Genomic DNA, 20,295 nt, shown 5'->3' with positions numbered 1-20,295 from the left:
AATATTACTAATTTAAAATAAAATATTTTATGTCTTCTTTAAATAATTATTTCTTTACTCATAGAATATTATATGTTTTAAATATACTAGCATAATCGGGGATTTACCCCAATTATAACTATTATTACTAAAATGAATTTTTGATAAAATGATCCTGTGAATATTAATCAATCAACATACTTATCAGTATTAATTCACATGCTGTCGTTATCTCCCTACCCTGCAGGCTTAAAATCGAAAGAAGGTATTTTCGAATATGCCAATGATGCTTATAGAGATCTTGTTAATGCCCCGCCAGATATAAAAGGATTAAAAGATAACGACTTACCATGTGACACTGCTGCATTTTCTGACGTTTTTGTTGAGCAAGATAAATTAGCATTAGCTCAAAATAAAACGATAGTAACCATAGATGTACATAATTACTCTTATGGTATGGATGCATATACGTTTATTAAACAACCCATTATTATTAATGGTGAACCTTGGGGGATTCAATTTACAGCAAGCAAAGTAAAAGATTGGATAAATATGGCCTCTTTTGCAGAGGTTCTTGCGGCTAACAAATCAAATTTATCATTTAGCACAACTCGACCATTAGAACCAAAATTAACGCCAGCACAAGAAATTGTTTTATTTTGGTTATTACGAGGCCGACAAACTAAACAAATAGCTCAGCTTATTCACCGAACACCTAAGGCTGTAGAAAAACAAATAGCAAATTTAGTCATTCGATTTGCTTGCTATGGTATTTCAAGTCGTGCCGGATTAATTGAATATGCTCGAGGCAATGGTTGGTTATCATTAATACCAGCACAATTATTTAAAACTCCACTGTCGATTATTATTAATAATAATGAACAACTAGATTAAGCTCACAAAAATCATGGTAACTTAAGCAAAGGATTGTTTAGTTACATTACTTTGCATCTATAATCCCGCCAATTATCTTTCTTTTTATTATTGGCTATCAATGCGTATCAAAATCAGTTTAATAACAACCCTATTGCTTATTTCAGGCTGCAGTTCGTTAGTAACAAAACCATCCCTTCCCCAAGCAAGTTTAATCATTAAAAATGGGCAAGTTATAACCATGGATAACAAAAAACAGCTGATTAATAATGGGGTGGTCGTTATCAATAACGACACCATTGTTGCAGTTGGTGATCAATCGTTATTAGCTCAATACCAAGCAGCACGCATTATTGATGCCCAAAATGGGATTGTGATGCCTGGTATGATAAATACCCATAACCATTTGCCGATGATTGCTTTTCGAGGTTTAGGTGAAGAAGGCATCGAAAACCGTTTATTTGCTTACTTCTTTCCCCTTGAAAGCGAAAAGCTCAGCCGTGAACTGATTTATCAAGCGACTCGCCTTGGCGCAATTGATTTAGCACAAAGCGGTGTCACTACTTTTGCAGACATGTATTATCATGTCGATGAAATGGCCAAAGCGACCAAAGAAGTCGGTTTGCGTGCCATTTTAGGTGAAACCGTCATAAAATTCCCAGTCGTTGATGCAAAACAACCGTATGGCGGTCTTGAGTATGGTCAGAAATTTATTAACGATTATAAAAATGACCCGTTAATTACCCCTGCTTTTGCGCCTCATGCCGCTTATACGGTCTCAAAAGAAAAACTCCAACAAATCAATATGCTCTCAAAAAAGCTCAATGTTCCCGTTTTAATTCATGTTGGCGAATTTGGCAACGAAGCAGCACGCATTAGTGACAACCCTAAAAAACTCAGCCCTGTCGCTTGGCTTAAAGACATTGGTGTTTTAGATCAACGGATGGTACTTGCTCATGCTATTCATATTGACCAAGCTGACATTGATTTAATTAAACAGTCAGGGGCGGGTGTTGCTTATAATCCAATGGCAAACGCAAAAGGCGCAACGGGTATTGCACCTGCATGGGAGATGTATCAACAACAGTTACCAATGGGTTTAGGCACCGATGGTCCGATGAGTTCCAATCAAGTCGATCTATGGCGCACACTAAGTTATGCCGCTAATATGCAGCGTTTAAAGCATAACGATCGTACTATCATGATCCCAGAACAGGTAATTGAATTAGCCACCATTGGTGGTGCTCGCGCACTGCATATGGATGATAAAATAGGTTCACTTGAAGTGGGTAAAAAAGCCGATGTTATTATTGTTGAAACCCAATCAGCTAACATGATGCCCAATTACAACCCTTATGCCACTTTGGTTTATCAAGCAAATCCAAGCAATGTCAGCACAACGATAGTTAATGGCAATATTGTGATGGAACAACGTCAAATGACACAAATAGATACTACCGATGTCACTCGCCATATTCGTGCTATTGAAGCGGATATCAGTGAATTTGCTAAAGAGTTGGCAAAGAAAGCCATAACATCACCCAGTCTCATGAAATAATATATCTCCCCCTCTCTTAATAATCAAAATACAGTATGTAAGGACAATAAGCCCTTACATACTCAACAATTTTTAATGCAACAATACATCTACTTCATTTAAAATGAGAATAACCTCGCCAGAAATAACTTAACTTTAGCCCTGCTTTTTACCTTTCCGTAAATCAATACGGTATGATAGCGACCAATCAATGATTAGCGGGTATTAATACATGTATCATCAAACACTTAAAAAATATTTTGGCTTTGATTCTTTACGCCTCGGACAAGAAGAAGTCATTACCCGTGTCCTCAATGGCCATTCTACGGCTGCAATATTTCCGACAGGATCAGGGAAATCATTATGTTATCAATTACCCGCGATTGAATTACCCCATCTTACTTTGGTCATTTCACCGCTATTAGCATTAATGAAAGATCAACTCGACTTTTTAGCCACCAAAAATATTCCAGCGGCCTCGATTGATTCCAGCCAAACATGGCAACAAACACAACAAGTGATGCAGCAGATCCGTCAAGGTGAAATCAAAGTCCTAATGATATCGGTTGAACGTCTAAAAAATGAACGTTTTCGCCATTTTATTGGTCAAATTCCCATTTCATTATTAGTGGTTGATGAAGCACACTGTATTTCAGAATGGGGTCACAACTTCCGTCCCGACTATCTGAAACTGCCTCATTACCAGCAAGCATTGAATATCCCTCAAGTTCTATTGCTTACCGCGACAGCAACTCCAGCAGTTATTCAAGATATGCAGGATAAATTTGCCATCGATAAAGATAATATAATTGTGACTGGCTTTTACCGTAATAACCTTGATTTAACCGTATTAGCCGCTGACGAAGATGAAAAAATAGATACCCTTACGCACCAGCTCTCACAACGAAGTAATGAACCCTCTATTGTTTATGTCACCTTACAACACACAGCAGAGCAAGTTGCAGCAGCATTAAGCCGCAGTCATTTTCCAGCACAAGCCTATCATGCAGGTATGGACGCAGAGCGCCGTCATAGCATTCAACAACAATTTATGAATGGCGACATCAATTGTATCGTGGCTACCATCGCTTTTGGCATGGGAATCGATAAATCCAATATTCGCCAAGTAATTCATTTTGATTTACCCAAATCAATTGAGAATTACAGCCAAGAAATTGGTCGCGCAGGACGCGATGGTGAAATTTCACAATGTACTGTTATCGCGAATAAGTCCGGACTGAATGTATTAGAAAACTTTGTCTTTGGTGACACTCCAGATCGCAGTGCTATTGCTTATGTTTTACGTGAAATACAGGCCCAAGATCAGCAATGGGAAATAATGAGTGGACGCTTATCGAAAGACAGTAACATTCGCTTATTGCCGCTTAAAACATTATTAGTCTATCTTGAAATTCGCCACATTATTGAACCGATGTTCACCTATTTTGCGGATTATCGCTACAAAATGAATATTTCACAGCATGATATTGCCCAACGTTTCCAAGGTGAACGCCGCCAATTTATTGAAACAATTTTTGCCTGCTCACCCAAAGCTCGGGTTTGGCATACCTTAGATATGGACGCATTGTGGCAAGGCTACCAAGTCGATAGAAAACGGGTTGTCGCAGCCATTGATTATTTGAACGAACAAGGCTGGATCACCCTTGAAAGTAAACAAATGACCGATGTTTACCGTATTAATCAGAATCAATTTGATATTGAAACTGAAACAGAAGCATTGTATCAATTATTTCAACAAAAAGAGCATAGTGAGATTCACCGTATTGAAAATATGATTGCTTTTTTTGAAAGTAAAACGTGTCTAAGCCACAAATTAGCCAGCTATTTTGCTGATCATCATGCACCAAAACAATGTGGTCACTGCTCGGTCTGCCGCGGTAAAACCATTACTTTACCTGCGTTACCGACACTGCCAGAAATTACTGATCAACAAATGACAACATGGAGTGATGGATTTATTCAACGTAATAGTAGCGCCCCTTCAATGGCTGCAATTACCCGTTTTCTGCATGGCATGAGCACGCCGCTAAATAGCAAACTCAAAGCAAAACAAATTGAAGGATTTGGCGTATTAGAAGCCTATCCTTTTCAACAAACTTTCGACCATATTTGCCGCTTATACCACAGTAATTGTTGAATAAATAACCACCAGTTATTGTAACTTAGCACTTTAATAGCTAAAAACTGACTTTTCATATTAATCAATGGCGATCTGACTCACATCGCTTTAAAATGCTAAAACTAACTAATAGGAAGTAAAGTTATGACAACAGAAAACCAAGAATACCAACCTTGCGATGCTTGTGGTGTTTCAGCTGAAATGGGCTTTATGATCAAAGAAAATGATGATATCGCTGATGTTCAAATTTTCGCAAAAGGTAAAACAGCATTAGAACTAGAACTTGCAAACTACCTAGCGTTAGCAAAACAAGTGAATGCGAGCTTTAAAGTAGAAACAACGCCTGTTGATGAAACAAGTACAGAATTAACAGCACGTATTCAATTTGAATGTAGCGCTGAAAAGTTAATTTTTGAACTAAAAAGCCGCTCTCTAGCGAAATAATTTATCAATAAGTATAAGTTACTATTTTGATAATTAATGAAGCCAGTAAACAGCTTTATCTGATTTTTATAGGGTAAATCTGAAGCTGGCTTTATTGTTAATTTGAAATATTAAAAGTTATGGTGATTGCTCACGTATAACCCACTTTAAAGGACCATTGAGCTCAATATCTTGCGCTGAACGACATTCCAATACAATATTATCTGTACGGATAATTGCCCCTAATGAATACGCTTTTCCCGCATATAAACAATGGCGTTGCGGTAATAAGTCCAACTGTAATTGAGCAGCAGATTGAATAATAGGTAGAGTATCAGTGCTGTATTGTTTGGCATTACTGATCGCAACAAAACCCATAACCCCGATAATAACAAGCCATCCATGCTTTAAAAAATGCATATTCCGTCCTTATTCACTACCATTTACAGCCTTATGCTAAGCTTAATAATCAATTGCACGTGGTAATAGTTTTGCTTGTGAGATCCAATCTTCCACAGCTGAAAGTGGTGGCAAATGGCGTACTAATGCTTTCGCTTCATTGACTTCAACCATTTTAGTCTGCAAATTTTCAGCATTACGTTGCGCTAGCTCTGGTACCGTATCAACACCTGCAGACTCTAATAAATCAGCATATTGGGTACTAACCCCTTTAATTCGTGCTAAATCTGCACGATTCAGCCACTTTAAGATAAGTTTACTGCTAATTTCTGTTTTTTCAGCCAGCATTTTACGCCCACTCGGTTTTGAACCAAGTTCTAATAATTGTTCGATTGTGGTAACTTCAATAGCAGCTAGCTTTGCTGCGTAAGTTTCACCGATTCCTTCAATACTAACGAGCTTTGTCATTTTTACTCCGATTATTTTCTAGTTATACCTATCTGAAAAATATAGCCAATAAAACTCAAAATACCGCATAACTTAGAAACAAAAAATCAGATCTGAACAAAAAAAGTAAAAAAAATATTAGTATCATGATGTTAAGAAATTAACGTTAAAAAAAAGCCCAGAATAATCTGGGCTTAGAAAAGCGTTTACAATTAAGATTCAGAAATAGGTAACGTTTGTTTTACATAATCACCTGGCGCAACCGATAACGGTGCATAGGCTTCACTTCCAATTTCATAGGATTGCACTTGTTCTGCAGGACTAAATTCAGTTAGCCATACATTCCAATGTGTCCACCAAGAACCTTCCTGACGTTTAGCGCCAGCAAACCAAACTTCAGCATTTTCTTCGTTACTATCGTTAACCCAGAAACCGTATTTGTTCTTTTGCGGATGGTTTACAATCCCCGCAATATGGCCAGACTCACCAAGAACAAACGTTGATTTACCGCCTAACTGCTTAGCGCCACGATAAGTACCTTGCCATAAAGCAATATGATCTTCTTGCGTAGAAATAAAGTATGTTGGCACTTTAATCTTGCTTAAATCAATGTACACACCACCGACTTTATAGCCTTTATTTGCAACTAATTTGTTTTCTAAATAGAATTGACGTAACAATGTACTGTGGCATTTAGACGCCACGTTAGTGCTATCACCATTCCAATAAAGCAAATCAAAATCAATTGGGCTATTGCCTTTCAGATAGTTATTAACGTAATAGTTCCAGTACAAACTATTTTCACGTAATAAACTAAAAGTCACGCTAAGTGAACGTCCATCCATATACCCATTCGCATCATTTTGAGCTTCAATTGCCGAAATAATAGGATCATTGATATAAGCACCAATTTCACCAGGCTGAGAGAAGTCTAATAATGTGGTAAAGAATGTTGCTGATTTAATACGATTACGTTTACGTTTAACAGCATAATACGCTAGCGTTGTTGCTAATAGCGTACCACCAATACAATAACCGACCGCATTAATCTGCTTCTGTTTCGTGATATCTTCAACAGCATCAACCGCTTTGATCACACCATCTAAAACATAATGTTCAAAATCAACATCTTTCATTGATTCATCAGGGTTACGCCACGACATCATAAATACCGTATGGCCTTGTTCAACAAGCCAACGTACCATTGAGTTATGCTCACGCAAATCAAGGATATAATATTTATTGATAAAAGGCGGCACAACCAAAAGCGGTGTTTTATTAACGGTTTCAGTCAGTGGTTTGTATTGAATAAGCTCAAATAGCTCATTTTTAAAAACCACATTACCTTCAGTGCAAGCAATGTTAGCACCTAATTCAAATGCACCATCGTTGGTCATTCGAATTTTTAACACGTCAGCACTGCTTTTCATGTCTTCTTGTAACAGTTCCATTCCTTTAATTAAATTTTCACCGTTAGTTTCAACAGTTAATTTAGCTAATTCTGGGTTGGTTGTTACAAAATTTGTTGGAGATAACGCATTGATGGCTTGACGAGAAAAGAAGCCTAAACGCTCTTTTGCTTTATCGTCTACACCTTCAATTGAATCAATTGTTTCACGCATTGTGTCACTGAATAACAAATATGATTGCTTAATATAATTATAAAAAGCTTCATTTTCCCATGCAGGATCACTAAAACGTTTATCATCTTTTGCTGGCTTAATGATGGCATTTTCTGCGGTTGTCTTACCAACAGCGACATTCTGCCAAATCTTAAGTTGATTTTCCCACCAATCCATATGGACTTTAGCTAAAGCACCAGGCTGCGCGGCCGCTTTCTCTAAAAATTGAGTGGTATCTTCCAAGCTCATTTCATTAAGTGCTTTAGTTACTGGGGTATTCATGGCTGCCTTGCCGGAGTCTAACTCCTTTAACCATAACTGGTTCATATCTTGGAGCTTGGCAAAGTAGTCCGAAAAGAAGTGATTGTTCATAACAAAAACCCTGTACTTGGACTAAGTAATCAGCCATATAAGCGTCTTATATGGCTGATTGGTATAAGTATTAGATAATTACATTGTCATTAAATACAATGAAATTTATCACAACTTAAATAGCAGGTGTTGCTTGCTTAACATTCTCAGCAACAAACTCTTCAACTTCTGTTTTAAAGCCTTGTGCTACAGAAGAGAACTTATTGCTATCTTCTAAAAGCTGTTGAGACAGCTTAGTTAACGTTTCAAGTTGTTGACCATTAAATGCTGTTAGCGATTCAATATCTTTAACTTCGCTTACTGCTTTAAGTTGGTTTAAACCAAGATCACTGTAAGCACGAACAGCAGACAGTTGAAGCTCAGTTAGTTGCTCAACATTTTTAGCAAATACTTTGTTGAATTTTGCGTATGGTGCTAGTGTTTTTTCTGTTTGCTCAGAAAAAGATTTAAACATTTCCGTATACATAGAACATTCCTCATTGATAGTAATAAAGTGTGATCCTATAAGTAGTATCACACTGATTGTATTAGTTTATTTACTTACACACGTTTTAAAATAACTGCAGTACCCATGCCACCACCAATACATAATGTCGCCATGCCGTATTTATCACCACGACGACACATTTCATGCAGCAAGCTAACAAGGATACGGCTACCAGATGCACCTAGAGGGTGACCTAGTGCAATTGCACCACCATTTACATTCGCACGTTCAACTAAATCTTCCACTTTCGTGCCAGTTTCTTTAGCGACTTCATGGAATACACCTAATGCTTGACCAGCAAAGGCTTCATTAAATTCAAGAAGATCAATATCTTCAATTGAAAGATTTGCTTTTTCTAAGGCTTTAAGTACCGCAGGAACAGGGCCTAAACCCATAATCTCAGGAGCGACACCCGCTTGTGCATAGCTTTCAACTTCTGCTAACGGGGTCAAATTGTACTTAGCAACTGCGGCTTCAGAAGCAACAATAATTGCACTTGCACCGTCATTGATACCAGAAGCGTTACCTGCAGTAACAGAACCATCACGATTAAACGCTGGACGTAACTTAGCCAAATCTTCAATCGAAGCATTTGCTTTCGGGTATTCGTCAGTATCAACAATCACAGTTTCGCGACGACTAACGACTTCTACTGGACAAATCTCAGCAACAAAGCGTCCCTGTTCAATCGCGGCAATGGCTTTTTGCTGACTAGCAAGTGCAAAGTTATCTTGTTGCTCGCGAGTTAAGCCTACTTTTGCTACTACATTTTCAGCAGTTACGCCCATGTGGTAGTTATTGAATACGTCAGTTAGACCGTCAGCAACTAAAAGGTCAGTTAGCTCAAGGTTACCCATTTTCTGACCATCACGGATCTTCGATGATGCACAAAATGGAATTTGTGACATATTTTCAGCACCAGCAGCAACTACAAGGTCAGCATCGCCAGCTTTAATATGCGCAGCAGCATCCATTAATGCTTTCATGCCACTACCACAAACCATATTCAGTGAATAAGCAGGTACTTCGTTTGGCAGACCTGCATAAATAGCAGCTTGACGACCAGGACCCATGCCTTGACCAGCACCAACAACATTACCTAAAATTACTTCATCAATTGCATCCGCTGGAACATCGATTTGCGCTAATGCACCTTTAATTGCAACCGCGCCGAGTTGTGCTGCAGAAACTGATTTTAACGCACCATTAAAACTACCGATTGGGGTACGTTTTGCGGCAACAATGTATACCTTAGCCATATTTAGCATCCTTTCTATATGTGATTTATTATTTTGTCTTCGTTATAACAAGCACGATTAGTGCATGTATAAACCGCCATTTACTGATAATGTTTCACCAGTAATATATGCCGCTGCATCACTTGCTAAAAAGACAACTGCTGCCGCAATTTCTTGAGGCTGCGCTAAACGTTTCATTGGAATTTCTGCTTTAATTGATTCCAGTACTTCAGGCTTAATGGCTTCAACCATCGCTGTACCTGTATAACCAGGGGCAATTGCATTTACCGTTACACCAGCACGTGCGCCTTCAGCGGCTAACGCTTTAGTAAAACCAATCATGCCAGCTTTTGCTGCTGAGTAATTCGTTTGACCAAACTGGCCTTTCAAACCGTTAACAGACGTAATATTAATAATGCGCGCATTACCGTGTTGGCACATTGAATCAAACAAAGGCTGCGTAACATTGAATAGGCTATTAAGATTAGTGTTAATTACATCATTCCACTGCTCAGCCGTCATACGTTTAAACGTAGTATCTTTAGTGATTCCGGCGTTATTAACCAAGACGTCAATATGACCTTCTTGCTCTAATAGTGCGGTTAATGATTCTTTACAAAATGCGGTATCAACAACATCTAATGGCAACAATTGTACTGATTCAGCTGAATAGTTATTTTCTTTAATCCACTCTTTAGCTGACTGCTCACTCTTTGGGTGATGAGTGGCGATGACACGAAAGCCTGCATCAACTAAAGCCTGAGTAATTGAAGAACCGATACCGCCTTTAGCGCCAGTCACTAATGCTACTTTTTTCATTTCCAAGGCTCCTTCCTTTTATATTGCCATATTTATTAAAATAAATTTTCGATCTAATCTTTAGATTGTTACGCTACTACATTCATAATTGTTTGTTAGATTACAACTGCAATATAACACCAGTTAATTACAAACATATTGCATATGCCGAACATAACAACACAGATGCATATTTATGGCAAGCAAAGGAATTAACATTTTTCACAACACGGCCCCTTGGTATTAACAAACAAATCAATAACAGCCAGATAAACACATTTTATTAACACTAGGTGTGTTTATTGAGTTAATACTGAAAACTAATAACTCATTAAAATCAATAAACTAAAATAACCAAAACAATCTTTATCATTTACAAATGTTACTGAAAAGTTAAATTTAAACTATTTTCAAACTACAGTGGTCAGATGACATTGAGGAAAAGTAACGATGCCTTGATTTTTCAAATTCACTAAAAATGTTACAAAAAGTCATCAAATTATAAATAATGCTCCATAGATTGAATCTCAAAATATCGCCCAAATATAATTAATAATGATGTTTTTCTTAACAAAACGTAAATTTGATCCATGTTTTTTTATCCACCATCGTCATTAAGTGTGAACTTAATCAAATTTTCGCAGTCCGAAAAAAAATGTTTCATCTTCAGTATTTTAAATCTCAAAGGAAATATCTGTATGTTAGCAAGTACATTCCAGCGCCTAAATGATTACCTCCAAAGTCAGGTTATCGGTCAACCTAATTTAGTAAAACAGCTTTTAATTGCTTTACTCGCTGATGGGCATATTCTTGTTGAAGGTCCACCAGGATTAGCAAAAACGCGTGCTGTAAAAGTGCTTGCTGATTGTATTGAAGGTGATTTTCATCGGATTCAATTCACACCCGACCTCTTACCTTCAGATTTAACGGGTACTGATATATTTCGTCCAGAAACCGCTGAATTTACCTTTCAACCTGGTCCTATCTTCAATTCATTAGTACTTGCAGATGAAATTAACCGCGCCCCTGCTAAAGTACAGGCGGCAATGTTAGAAGCGATGGCTGAAAAACAAATTACTGCAGGTCGTAAAACCTACCCCTTACCAGAATTATTTTTGGTGATGGCAACTCAAAACCCGATAGAACAAGAAGGTACTTATCCACTACCTGAAGCCCAGCTAGATCGCTTTCTATTACAATTGAATGTTGATTACCCTAATGCAGAAAGTGAATTGGAAATTCTGCGCCTTAATCGTGGTGAAGCACTTGGCATAGAGAAAACAGAACCTGTTCGTATTAGCCAAAGTGATATTTTTGCAGCGCGAAAAGAAATCTTGAATATTCATATGGCGGATGATGTCGAGCATTACATTATTCGTTTAGTGATGGCGACACGTGAACCACATCGTTTTAGTGAACAATTACAGTCATGGTTACAAATGGGTGTCAGTCCTCGTGCAACCTTAGCGCTTGATCGCTGTGCGCGTGCTCATGCTTGGCTTAGTGGCCGTGATTTTGTGACGCCAGAAGATGTTCAGATTATGGCTTATCCGGTTTTACGACACCGCTTATTGTTAAGTTATGAAGCACAAGCTGAAGGTATTGCGGCCGATCGTGTTGTCGAAACACTTATCTCTCAGGTCGCTAGCTTATGAAATCCACACACATCAACGTAGCGCTGCCACCCCATAGCGATGGCGTCAATGTGTGTCTAGCAGAGCTACTGCAATATAAAAATCAAGCGGTAAGATGGCTAGCGCCGGCAAAAAGTATCTGGTCACAACTCAATGGCCACCATCAAAGTCGTCATAAAGGCCGCGGAATGGACTTTTCTGAAGTCCGCCCTTATCAAGCTGGCGATGATATTCGCTCTATTGATTGGCGAGTGACTGCCCGTACAGGTAAAACACATACCAAACTCTTTACCGAAGAACGTGAACAGCCAATCATGTTATTTATTGATCTCAGCAGTAGCATGCAATTTGGTTCACAATTAATGCTTAAATCCGTACAAGCTACGCATTTTGCGAGTTTACTCAGTTGGTTAGCAATTGATGAACAAGATCGTGTTGGCGCGGTGATTTATAATGGAATTAACACTATTGAGTGTAAACCTACTGCACGTCAGCGAGGACCATTGCAGATAATTAATGCCGTAATTTCAGCCCAGCATGACGCATTGCAAACAATAGATAATATCAATAATGATGGCTTTTCAATCACACTCAAAAGATTACATTATCTGTGTCCTAAAGGCAGTGAGATTATTATTATTAGTGATTTCAACACGCTAAAATCGGCAGATAAACGTCGATTAAGTCAACTTCGGCAACATAATCGCATTCAATTTGTCCAAATTCATGATCCCCTTGAGCAAGGGCAAACACAATACAGAGGCCATGAACATGTTACTGATAATAAGCAATCAGCATGGCTTGATTTCTCGGCAAAAAAAACGCGCGATTCATTAAGCCAACAATATCAAATTCATCAAAAATTCATTAGTGAAATGGCAACATCACTCGCCATACCATTGCATACTCTCTCAGCGGCGCAACCGTTATTGCAACAGCTGGGAGCACACTCTCAAGGGATAAAGTGATGAGTAAACTTGCTGCACCACCACTACCACTGGCCGATATTCATCTTCACACAGCACCAAGCTATTGGCCGCTAGCATGGGGATGGTGGGCGGTTATTACTGTGAGCCTGATTGTAATTATCATTGTGGGTTATCAACTTCGCCGCCGTAATCAACATTACGCGGCAAAACAAGAAGCAATCACAATATTAAAAAGCCATTGTTTTGAGGGTGGGTTAACGGCTATTAATGTCTTACTAAAACAAGCCGCATTAAGCTATTTTCCTCGTTCTGTTATTGCCCCCTTAACGGGTACGCAATGGTTACTGTTTCTTGATCAACAGCTACCGCTTAAATACCGTGGTTTTGTTGACCAACAATCATCGTGGCAACAAGGGCTTTTTTCCTCGACGCCACTAACAGAATCGCAATTTAATGATTGTCGGCAGCAGGCATTATTATGGCTACAACATGCCCTACCCGCTAAAACCATGAGTCATGATAATCATCCGAATGTGATCACCAAGGAGTCATCCAATGTTTGAGTTTGTGTGGCTATGGGCATGGGCCTTATTGCCATTAGCATGGGTAGTTTATCGATTCAGTAAACCCGTTGCACAACCTGCAGCCATTCATCTGCCGCAGTTGCCACAAGGTATGGGCCAAAAACAACCCAGTTCGATTATTCGTAAAGTGTTAATGACAATAATATGGATAAGCCTTATTTGTGCTGTTGCACGACCAGTGTGGTATGGCGATCCGATAGAAATAAAACCTGAGCACCGTGACATGCTACTAGCAGTCGATCTCTCAGGATCAATGGCGATCCCTGACATGGTAACCAAAGATGGTCAAAGTATTGACCGTTTAACTGCTGTGAAACATGTACTGTCTGATTTCATCGCAAAACGCAAAGGCGATCGACTGGGGTTAGTGGTTTTTGCTGATCATGGTTATTTACAAACACCGTTAACTTTTGATCGCAAAACCGTTGAACAACAACTTAATCGCACTGTGCTTGGTTTAATAGGCCAAAGCACAGCCATCGGTGAAGGTTTAGGGGTGGCAACAAAGACCTTTATCGACAGTAAAGCACCACAACGAGTGATTATTTTACTCAGTGATGGTGGTAATACATCTGGCGTTATCGGTCCAATTGAAGCAGCCAAACTTGCCCAAGAAAGTGGCGTTAAAATTTATACCGTCGGTATTGGCGCTGATAAAATGATCCAAAAAGGCTTCTTCGGTGATCGGGTTGTTAACCCATCGTCTGATCTTGATGAAAAAACCTTAAGTAAGATAGCCGCAATGACCGGTGGTGAATACTTCCGCGCCCGAAACCCACAACAATTATCAAAAATTTACGATGTTATTAACAAACTTCAACCGGTTAATAATGCTCAACAAACTTGGCGACCACGTGATGAGCTATTCCGCTACCCATTAGCGTTGGCATTACTTTTATCCGTTATTATCGCTTTCATGAGGAAACGTCATGGCTGATTTTACCTTTATGCATCCATTATGGTTTGCAGCGTTAATTCCCTTGATCATTGTTCTACCTTGGTTAAAAGGCAAAGCACAGCATTCAGGCTTAATCGCCCCTCACCTTGCTCAAAAATTGGGGCTGACTCAACAACAACCTAAACGATGGCCGCTAGGTTTATTAACACTCGGTTGGTTGATTGCCGTTATTGCCATGGCAGGGCCTAGTTGGCAAAAAGTTAAACTGCCCGCTTATAACCTCAGTGGTGCGCGGGTATTAGTGATGAATATGTCACAATCTATGTATGCAACGGATATAAAACCTAATCGCTTAACTCAAGAAAGATTTAAAGCATTAGATATGTTACCGGGTTGGAAGGAAGGCAGTACGGGACTGGTTGCTTTCGCGGGTGATGGCTATGAAGTCAGTCCGCTAACGACCGATAGCAGTACGTTACGTAATTTGATCCCAAGTTTATCACCTGATGTGATGCCGATTGCAGGTAATAATGCTGCCTCGGGGATCGCAGAAGCAATACGATTACTCAAGCAAGCAGGCCACAATACCGGTGACATCATCTTAATGACTGACGGTATGAGTAAAACTGTTGCTCAACAAGCATTAGCCGATCTCAAAGGGACCCACTACCGCGTGTCTATTTTGGCAATGGGTACCGTTGAAGGTGCACCGATTCAGCTCCCTAATGGCAGTTTATTATCAGAAAATGGCACACCTGTGATCAGTAAAATTGATATTGGTACTTTAATGTCAATCACTGATAGTACGGGGGGCATATTACAAATGGCACAAGCGACCGATAATGATGTTAACGCTATTGTTCACTTTACTGCCAAGCCATTAGACAGCGGTAAAAAAGGCCATGAGAAAGAATTACAAGAACGTTTAAATGGTGGCTTCTGGTTAATTATTCCATTGCTATTATTTGCCCTACTCGGTTTTCGTCGTGGGGTTGTTTTAGCGGCAATGTTTATTTTATTACCCATCGATCATGCTCAAGCGAGTCCATGGACTAACACTAACCGCCAAGCTTATGAAACATTTACTGATGGCAATTATAAACAAGCCGCACAAGATTTCACCTCGCCACAATGGAAAGGAATTGCTGAATATAAAGCCAAGCAGTATGAGCAAGCGATAGAGACACTCAAACCGCTACAAGATCCAACGTCACAATACAATCTCGGTAACGCTTACGCCCAAAAAGGGGATTATAAACAAGCATTAGAAACCTATAAAAAACTGCTAAAACAACAACCTGATTTTGCCGATGCTAAGAAGAACTTGGCCATTGTTGAGCAAGCTGAAAAGCAAAAACAGCAACAGGAAAAGAAGGAACAATCAGGGAAAGAAGGAAAACAAGGTAACAAAGACCAGCAGCAACAAGGTCAGCAAGGTAACAAAGACCAGCAAGATAACAAAGACCAACATCAACAAGGTCAGCAAGACAACAAAAACCAGCAACAACAAGGTCAGCAAGGTAACAAAGACCAGCAGCAACAAGGTCAGCAAGGTAACAAAAACCAGCAACAACAAGGTCAGCAAGATAACAAAGACCAGCAGCAACAAGGTCAGCAAGGTAACAAAAACCAGCAACAACAAGGTCAGCAAGGTAACAAAGACCAGCAGCAACAAGGTCAGCAAGATAACAAAGACCAGCAGCAAAAAGCAGGAAAACAAGGGAAAGAAGGACAACAAGGACAACAAGGACAACAAGGACAAGACAGTACACAACAACAGGCTGGAAAAGAAGACAAACAACCGTCAATGAGTGCGGCAGAAAAGAAACAGCAAGCTGAACACAATGCAAAACAAGCACTAAGCCAACAGGCTCAACAGGCTCAACAGGCTCAACAGGCTCAACAGGCTCAACAGGCTCAACAGGCTCAACAGGCTCAACAGGCTCAACAGGCTCAACAGGCTCAACAGCAAGATAAACAACAAGATAAAGACGGTAAAGACCAACAACCGTCAGCAGTAACGATGCAACAAGGTGAACCAAACGGTGATCAGCAACAAGTGCTTTCGGTCAGTAATCCGATCTTGAAAAAACTTGAGCAAGTGCCCGATGATACCGCAGGGTTAATTCGAGCCCAATTAATGTTGCAAGCACAGCAAAGAGCCGAGCAGCAGCAAAGTAATAAATCATGGTAATAGAGAAGATAAAAATGTCAGTAAATAAAAATAATTGGGCTAAAAAATGCCTCTCTCCATGGTTATTACTTTTAACCATGTTAGTCGCATTATTGCCACTACAAGCAATGGCGGCACAAGCAGAAGCAACGGTATCTAAAAATGTTGTTGCAGTGAATCAAGTATTTCAATTATCGGTTTCAGTCGATACGGCTATTAATCCCGACAGCGTTGATTTTAGTGTTTTGAGTCCTAATTTTGCTTATGGCCAACCGAGTGTCAGCAGCTCAACGTCATTAATTAACGGTACGATGTCACGCAATACGACCTGGACGATTGCCGTTGCTGCAAAAAATGTCGGAACGGCCACGATTCCTGCCTTTAAAATAGGCAGCTCTCAAACAACGCCAATCACGATTACAGTGCTTAAAGGCAGTCAAAAAAACAATTCAACAGCAGCAGATCAAGCCAATGTTCGAGTAACCGCTGAAATCGACAAAAATGCACTGTATGTTGGTGAAAGCATTAATTATCGCGTTAAGATTTTAATTGGTGAGCAACTATCTCAAGCATCATTGAGTGCGCCATCAGGTGACGGTTTAACAGTGTCACAAGTGGGTCAAGATGCCCAAAATAATATCGTCCAAAATGGTCGTCGTTATTTAGTCATCACCCGTAATTATCAAATTACCGCAGAAAAAGCAGGTAAGGTGATCATCCACGGTTCAACATTCAATGGTAGTGCTATTCGTGGTGCCAATGGTTTTAGTTCAGGTATTACTATTCCAGTTAAGGAAAATGCTCGAAACATTAGCCTGAATATCAAACCTAAACCTACTGATTACAAAGGGCTATGGTTACCAACACCGGATCTACAATTACAGCAAACATGGCAACCACAAGTCTCTAACCAAAATGATGTCACTACTAAAGTTGGCGAGCCAATAACCCGTACCATTACCTTACGGATTAAAGATGTTGCTCAAAGTAATATGCCAAATATAAACCTTATCTACCCTGACACCGTACGTATTTATAATGAAAAACCTGAATATCGTACCGAAAATGGCTACAGTGTGATGACATTAAAACAAGTCATTATTCCTCGCCAAGTGGGGAAAGTCGCGCTACCACCATTAACCATTAACTGGTGGAACACAACAGCAGCAAAACAACAACGCAGTGAAATTTCAGGTTTAATTATAAACGTGATCGCAGATCCAACGGCGAATAACCAATTTTCACCACCAGCAACAATAACGCCACCAGCAGCAACGGCAACGACCAATCCAGTAAAAACCATCACAACGGCAGCTATATGGCCATGGGCAACACTAGTGTTTGCGATATTATGGATAATCACCTTAATATTATTACTTAAAAAACGTCAGCAACAAATTATTGCCTCAACGCCAATCACAACTGGAAATGTAGATGTAGTTTCAGCTCTTGAAAATGCGGTTAATAGTAATGATCCGATTAAAGTGCAAACCTACTATCAACAATGGCGTCAGCAACAATATTCGATACTTAATACTCAACCACAATTATTACAACAACTGGATGATGAAGTAAAAGCAATGATGGCAGCTCATTATTCCCCTCTCGATAGCGTATGGAATAATCAACCATTGTTAGCATTATTAATTCAAGCTAAACAATTAACCGTAGAAAAATATACAGTTACAACATTATCTAGCCTAGATCCTAAATAACACCACCAAAAAATAAGAGGCTATAATAATAGCCTCATCACAACGCCTAATATCGATGACTCACACGAGTAAAAAAAACGATATTAGGCGCTTTCATTTTGTAACTAACTGTAAATAAAATCAGTATTCGTTATTATTCCTGCAAATAATGTCCCCAAAAAAATTTAACATTTAAATACCCCACCTTAATTAATATTTTTTATTTACGTGACACATACCAACAAAAACACTCTTTTTGATATTCAATTATGATCAAAACGTAATAAACTTTGTTAAAAAACAGCAATACCTGTGCTTATAAAAAGAAGGCTAGCTATTTGAAACAGATCCTGTTAAAAAATGTTTCTGTTACAAAATATAAAACTTAAACACAACAATAAAAATGCAGGATGAACTATGAGCCAATCACAACCTTTTCTTGCCAGAGTCGCTAATGGCAGTTTAGTTATACAAATATTAATAGGTATTATTGCCGGCGTTGCTTTAGCCGTCGTTGCTCCATCATCAGCACTTAGCGTAAGCTTTTTAGGTGGGCTATTTGTTGCGGCATTAAAAGCTGTCGCACCAATCTTAGTGTTTATTTTGGTCGCATCATCGATTGCGAATCAAAAAAAAGGCACTCATACCAATATGAAGCCAATAATTTTTCTTTATTTATTAGGAACATTATTAGCCGCTTTTACCGCTGTAGCAATGAGCTTTCTTTTCCCTACCACTTTGACGCTTGTTACTAACACGACCTCTATTGCACCGCCAGAGGGTATTGCCGAAGTTATTAACTCACTATTTTTTAAAATCGTGGATAATCCAATCAATGCATTAATGACCGGTAACTTTATTGGTATTTTGGCGTGGGCAATTGCATTAGGTTTTTCACTTCACCAAGCAAGTGATGCCACTAAACAAGTTTTCCAAGACATGTCTGATGGCGTAACATTAATTGTACGTTTTATTATTCGTCTTGCTCCCATTGGTATTTTTGGTCTTGTCGCACATACTTTTGCTCAAACAGGCTTTAATGCGCTATTAGGTTATGCTCACCTACTGGCTGTGTTGCTAGGCTCGATGGCTATTCTTGCTTTAGTCATCAACCCTATTATTGTCTTCGCTAAGATCAAAGCTAATCCTTATCCACTGGTCTTTCGTTGCATACGTGAAAGTGGTATTACCGCCTTCTTTACCCGTAGTTCAGCAGCAAATATTCCTGTGAACATGAAGCTATGTAAAGATCTTGATTTGCATGAAGATACTTATTCAGTTTCTATTCCTTTAGGCGCAACCATTAATATGGGTGGTGCTGCGATTACCATCACAGTCTTAACCTTGGCCGCTGTACATACGCTAGGTATTGAAGTTGATCTTGCTACAGCCGTATTATTGAGTGTGGTTGCTGCGGTATCTGCATGTGGCGCATCAGGTGTTGCTGGCGGATCGCTACTGTTAATCCCATTAGCGGCAAGCTTATTTGGTATTCCAAACGAAGTCGCAATGCAAGTTGTTGCGGTAGGCTTTATTATTGGTGTGATTCAAGATTCAGCAGAAACAGCACTGAACAGTTCAACTGATGTGGTATTCACTGCCGCAGCATGTATGGCAGCAGAGCGTAAACAAGCCAATGTACTCTTACAAAAATCATAACGTACATTGCTAACAATATAAAAACACAACATAAATAATACGGCTATCATCTGATAGCCGTATTTCTATATACCTGCACTCTAACTAATCGCTATTGGTTGCTTTGCGGATAACATTATTTGAACTATCAATCAGATTATTAACTACTTTTTCCTGCTTCTTTTTCACTGCCCGTTCAACACTTTTCTCAGCATAAGTGCCATCTTTAAGTTCTTTCATGGTTCTTGTTGTGTTGTTATATTTATTCTGAGTACTGCTAAGGGTATTTTCAACATGAGAAAGTTGCTTATTTACCTTGTGCAATTGCTTGATTACACCGTCAGCATGTACGGCTGTCGAAGTTGCAAATAATACAACTAAAGGGATAAAACGAAGGTTTTTATATCGCATAATTAATGCCTCTCAAATT

Annotated in this window: 18 protein-coding genes; 11 read left to right on the top strand and 7 right to left on the bottom strand. The window is 39.2% G+C overall.

Features of this window, described 5'->3' with window-relative positions; genetic code table 11:
* Positions 1 to 156 precede the first annotated feature (156 nt).
* The 4 genes from BTO21_RS17695 (at position 157) to BTO21_RS17680 (ending at position 4,973) form a co-directional block, all read left to right on the top strand.
* Positions 157 to 873: a LuxR family transcriptional regulator gene (locus BTO21_RS17695; RefSeq protein ID WP_232572734.1), complete on the top strand. Its 717-nt coding sequence runs from the start codon at positions 157 to 159 to the stop codon at positions 871 to 873.
* A 100-nt stretch (positions 874 to 973) separates the two neighbouring features.
* On the top strand, positions 974 to 2,410 hold the full coding sequence (locus BTO21_RS17690; RefSeq protein ID WP_045030206.1) for an amidohydrolase family protein: 1,437 nt from the start codon (positions 974 to 976) through the stop codon (positions 2,408 to 2,410).
* A 211-nt stretch (positions 2,411 to 2,621) separates the two neighbouring features.
* Positions 2,622 to 4,547 (top strand): RecQ family ATP-dependent DNA helicase, encoded by a 1,926-nt coding sequence (locus BTO21_RS17685; protein WP_045030208.1) that lies wholly within the window; start codon positions 2,622 to 2,624, stop codon positions 4,545 to 4,547.
* Positions 4,548 to 4,673: 126 nt separating this feature from the next.
* The gene (locus BTO21_RS17680; RefSeq protein WP_045030210.1) at positions 4,674 to 4,973 is read left to right on the top strand and encodes a DUF406 family protein; all 300 of its coding nucleotides are present in this window, start codon (positions 4,674 to 4,676) and stop codon (positions 4,971 to 4,973) included.
* A 117-nt stretch (positions 4,974 to 5,090) separates the two neighbouring features.
* On the opposite strand, the gene BTO21_RS17675 is transcribed toward BTO21_RS17680, so the two are convergent.
* The 6 genes from BTO21_RS17675 to BTO21_RS17650 form a co-directional block, all read right to left on the bottom strand.
* Positions 5,091 to 5,372, bottom strand: a complete 282-nt coding sequence (locus BTO21_RS17675; RefSeq protein ID WP_052672674.1) for a DUF1496 domain-containing protein — start codon at positions 5,370 to 5,372, stop codon at positions 5,091 to 5,093.
* Positions 5,373 to 5,414: 42 nt separating this feature from the next.
* Positions 5,415 to 5,819, bottom strand: coding sequence for a DUF4332 domain-containing protein (locus tag BTO21_RS17670; RefSeq protein WP_045030213.1), 405 nt, complete (start codon positions 5,817 to 5,819; stop codon positions 5,415 to 5,417).
* 191 nt (positions 5,820 to 6,010) lie between these two features.
* Positions 6,011 to 7,792 carry a class I poly(R)-hydroxyalkanoic acid synthase gene (gene phaC / locus BTO21_RS17665; RefSeq protein WP_045030221.1) on the bottom strand — a complete coding sequence of 594 codons (1,782 nt, stop codon included), beginning with the start codon at positions 7,790 to 7,792 and terminating at the stop codon, positions 6,011 to 6,013.
* A 115-nt stretch (positions 7,793 to 7,907) separates the two neighbouring features.
* A complete protein-coding gene (locus BTO21_RS17660) occupies positions 7,908 to 8,258 on the bottom strand; it encodes a phasin family protein (RefSeq protein ID WP_045030223.1) in 351 nt (116 codons plus the stop codon).
* Positions 8,259 to 8,332: 74 nt separating this feature from the next.
* A complete protein-coding gene (locus BTO21_RS17655) occupies positions 8,333 to 9,538 on the bottom strand; it encodes an acetyl-CoA C-acetyltransferase (RefSeq protein ID WP_045030226.1) in 1,206 nt (401 codons plus the stop codon).
* A gap of 57 nt (positions 9,539 to 9,595) precedes the next feature.
* On the bottom strand, positions 9,596 to 10,336 hold the full coding sequence (locus BTO21_RS17650) for an SDR family oxidoreductase (RefSeq protein ID WP_045030228.1): 741 nt from the start codon (positions 10,334 to 10,336) through the stop codon (positions 9,596 to 9,598).
* Positions 10,337 to 11,013: 677 nt separating this feature from the next.
* Between BTO21_RS17650 and BTO21_RS17645 the strand changes: the two genes are divergently transcribed.
* The 7 genes from BTO21_RS17645 to sstT all read left to right on the top strand — a co-directional run bounded on the left by BTO21_RS17645 (position 11,014) and on the right by sstT (position 19,886).
* Positions 11,014 to 11,970: an AAA family ATPase gene (locus BTO21_RS17645; RefSeq protein WP_045030232.1), complete on the top strand. Its 957-nt coding sequence runs from the start codon at positions 11,014 to 11,016 to the stop codon at positions 11,968 to 11,970.
* Entirely contained in the window at positions 11,967 to 12,917 is a 951-nt protein-coding gene (locus BTO21_RS17640) for a DUF58 domain-containing protein (protein ID WP_105026938.1), read from the top strand. The genes BTO21_RS17645 and BTO21_RS17640 overlap by 4 nt, the downstream gene beginning before the upstream one ends.
* Positions 12,917 to 13,441: a DUF4381 domain-containing protein gene (locus BTO21_RS17635; RefSeq protein ID WP_045030234.1), complete on the top strand. Its 525-nt coding sequence runs from the start codon at positions 12,917 to 12,919 to the stop codon at positions 13,439 to 13,441. Before BTO21_RS17640 ends, BTO21_RS17635 begins: the two co-directional genes overlap by 1 nt.
* Positions 13,434 to 14,399 carry a vWA domain-containing protein gene (locus tag BTO21_RS17630; protein ID WP_045030236.1) on the top strand — a complete coding sequence of 322 codons (966 nt, stop codon included), beginning with the start codon at positions 13,434 to 13,436 and terminating at the stop codon, positions 14,397 to 14,399. The genes BTO21_RS17635 and BTO21_RS17630 overlap by 8 nt, the downstream gene beginning before the upstream one ends.
* Positions 14,392 to 16,554, top strand: coding sequence for a VWA domain-containing protein (locus BTO21_RS17625; protein WP_105026937.1), 2,163 nt, complete (start codon positions 14,392 to 14,394; stop codon positions 16,552 to 16,554). Before BTO21_RS17630 ends, BTO21_RS17625 begins: the two co-directional genes overlap by 8 nt.
* A 14-nt stretch (positions 16,555 to 16,568) precedes the next feature.
* Positions 16,569 to 18,248 carry a BatD family protein gene (locus BTO21_RS17620; RefSeq protein WP_045030248.1) on the top strand — a complete coding sequence of 560 codons (1,680 nt, stop codon included), beginning with the start codon at positions 16,569 to 16,571 and terminating at the stop codon, positions 18,246 to 18,248.
* A gap of 396 nt (positions 18,249 to 18,644) precedes the next feature.
* Entirely contained in the window at positions 18,645 to 19,886 is a 1,242-nt protein-coding gene (gene sstT / locus BTO21_RS17615) for a serine/threonine transporter SstT (RefSeq protein WP_045030250.1), read from the top strand.
* 84 nt (positions 19,887 to 19,970) lie between these two features.
* Here the strand turns inward: sstT and BTO21_RS17610 are convergent, their stop codons facing one another.
* Positions 19,971 to 20,276 carry a hypothetical protein gene (locus BTO21_RS17610; RefSeq protein ID WP_045030252.1) on the bottom strand — a complete coding sequence of 102 codons (306 nt, stop codon included), beginning with the start codon at positions 20,274 to 20,276 and terminating at the stop codon, positions 19,971 to 19,973.
* Positions 20,277 to 20,295: the final 19 nt, after the last annotated feature.

This window comes from Photobacterium phosphoreum, assembly GCF_002954725.1.
In the GTDB taxonomy this organism is placed as follows: domain Bacteria; phylum Pseudomonadota; class Gammaproteobacteria; order Enterobacterales; family Vibrionaceae; genus Photobacterium; species Photobacterium phosphoreum.
Note: the sequence above shows the minus strand (reverse complement) of the source record. Positions and strands in the feature narration are given on the sequence as shown.

Coding starts and splice junctions, on each gene's coding strand:
- BTO21_RS17660 (WP_045030223.1), bottom strand. CDS start 8,258: ATGTATACGGAAATGTTTAAATCTTTTTCTGAGCAAACAGAAAAAACA.
- BTO21_RS17650 (WP_045030228.1), bottom strand. CDS start 10,336: ATGAAAAAAGTAGCATTAGTGACTGGCGCTAAAGGCGGTATCGGTTCT.
- BTO21_RS17655 (WP_045030226.1), bottom strand. CDS start 9,538: ATGGCTAAGGTATACATTGTTGCCGCAAAACGTACCCCAATCGGTAGT.
- phaC (WP_045030221.1), bottom strand. CDS start 7,792: ATGAACAATCACTTCTTTTCGGACTACTTTGCCAAGCTCCAAGATATG.
- BTO21_RS17680 (WP_045030210.1), top strand. CDS start 4,674: ATGACAACAGAAAACCAAGAATACCAACCTTGCGATGCTTGTGGTGTT.
- BTO21_RS17635 (WP_045030234.1), top strand. CDS start 12,917: ATGAGTAAACTTGCTGCACCACCACTACCACTGGCCGATATTCATCTT.
- BTO21_RS17675 (WP_052672674.1), bottom strand. CDS start 5,372: ATGCATTTTTTAAAGCATGGATGGCTTGTTATTATCGGGGTTATGGGT.
- BTO21_RS17645 (WP_045030232.1), top strand. CDS start 11,014: ATGTTAGCAAGTACATTCCAGCGCCTAAATGATTACCTCCAAAGTCAG.
- BTO21_RS17690 (WP_045030206.1), top strand. CDS start 974: ATGCGTATCAAAATCAGTTTAATAACAACCCTATTGCTTATTTCAGGC.
- BTO21_RS17640 (WP_105026938.1), top strand. CDS start 11,967: ATGAAATCCACACACATCAACGTAGCGCTGCCACCCCATAGCGATGGC.
- BTO21_RS17610 (WP_045030252.1), bottom strand. CDS start 20,276: ATGCGATATAAAAACCTTCGTTTTATCCCTTTAGTTGTATTATTTGCA.
- sstT (WP_045030250.1), top strand. CDS start 18,645: ATGAGCCAATCACAACCTTTTCTTGCCAGAGTCGCTAATGGCAGTTTA.
- BTO21_RS17625 (WP_105026937.1), top strand. CDS start 14,392: ATGGCTGATTTTACCTTTATGCATCCATTATGGTTTGCAGCGTTAATT.
- BTO21_RS17630 (WP_045030236.1), top strand. CDS start 13,434: ATGTTTGAGTTTGTGTGGCTATGGGCATGGGCCTTATTGCCATTAGCA.
- BTO21_RS17685 (WP_045030208.1), top strand. CDS start 2,622: ATGTATCATCAAACACTTAAAAAATATTTTGGCTTTGATTCTTTACGC.
- BTO21_RS17620 (WP_045030248.1), top strand. CDS start 16,569: ATGTCAGTAAATAAAAATAATTGGGCTAAAAAATGCCTCTCTCCATGG.
- BTO21_RS17670 (WP_045030213.1), bottom strand. CDS start 5,819: ATGACAAAGCTCGTTAGTATTGAAGGAATCGGTGAAACTTACGCAGCA.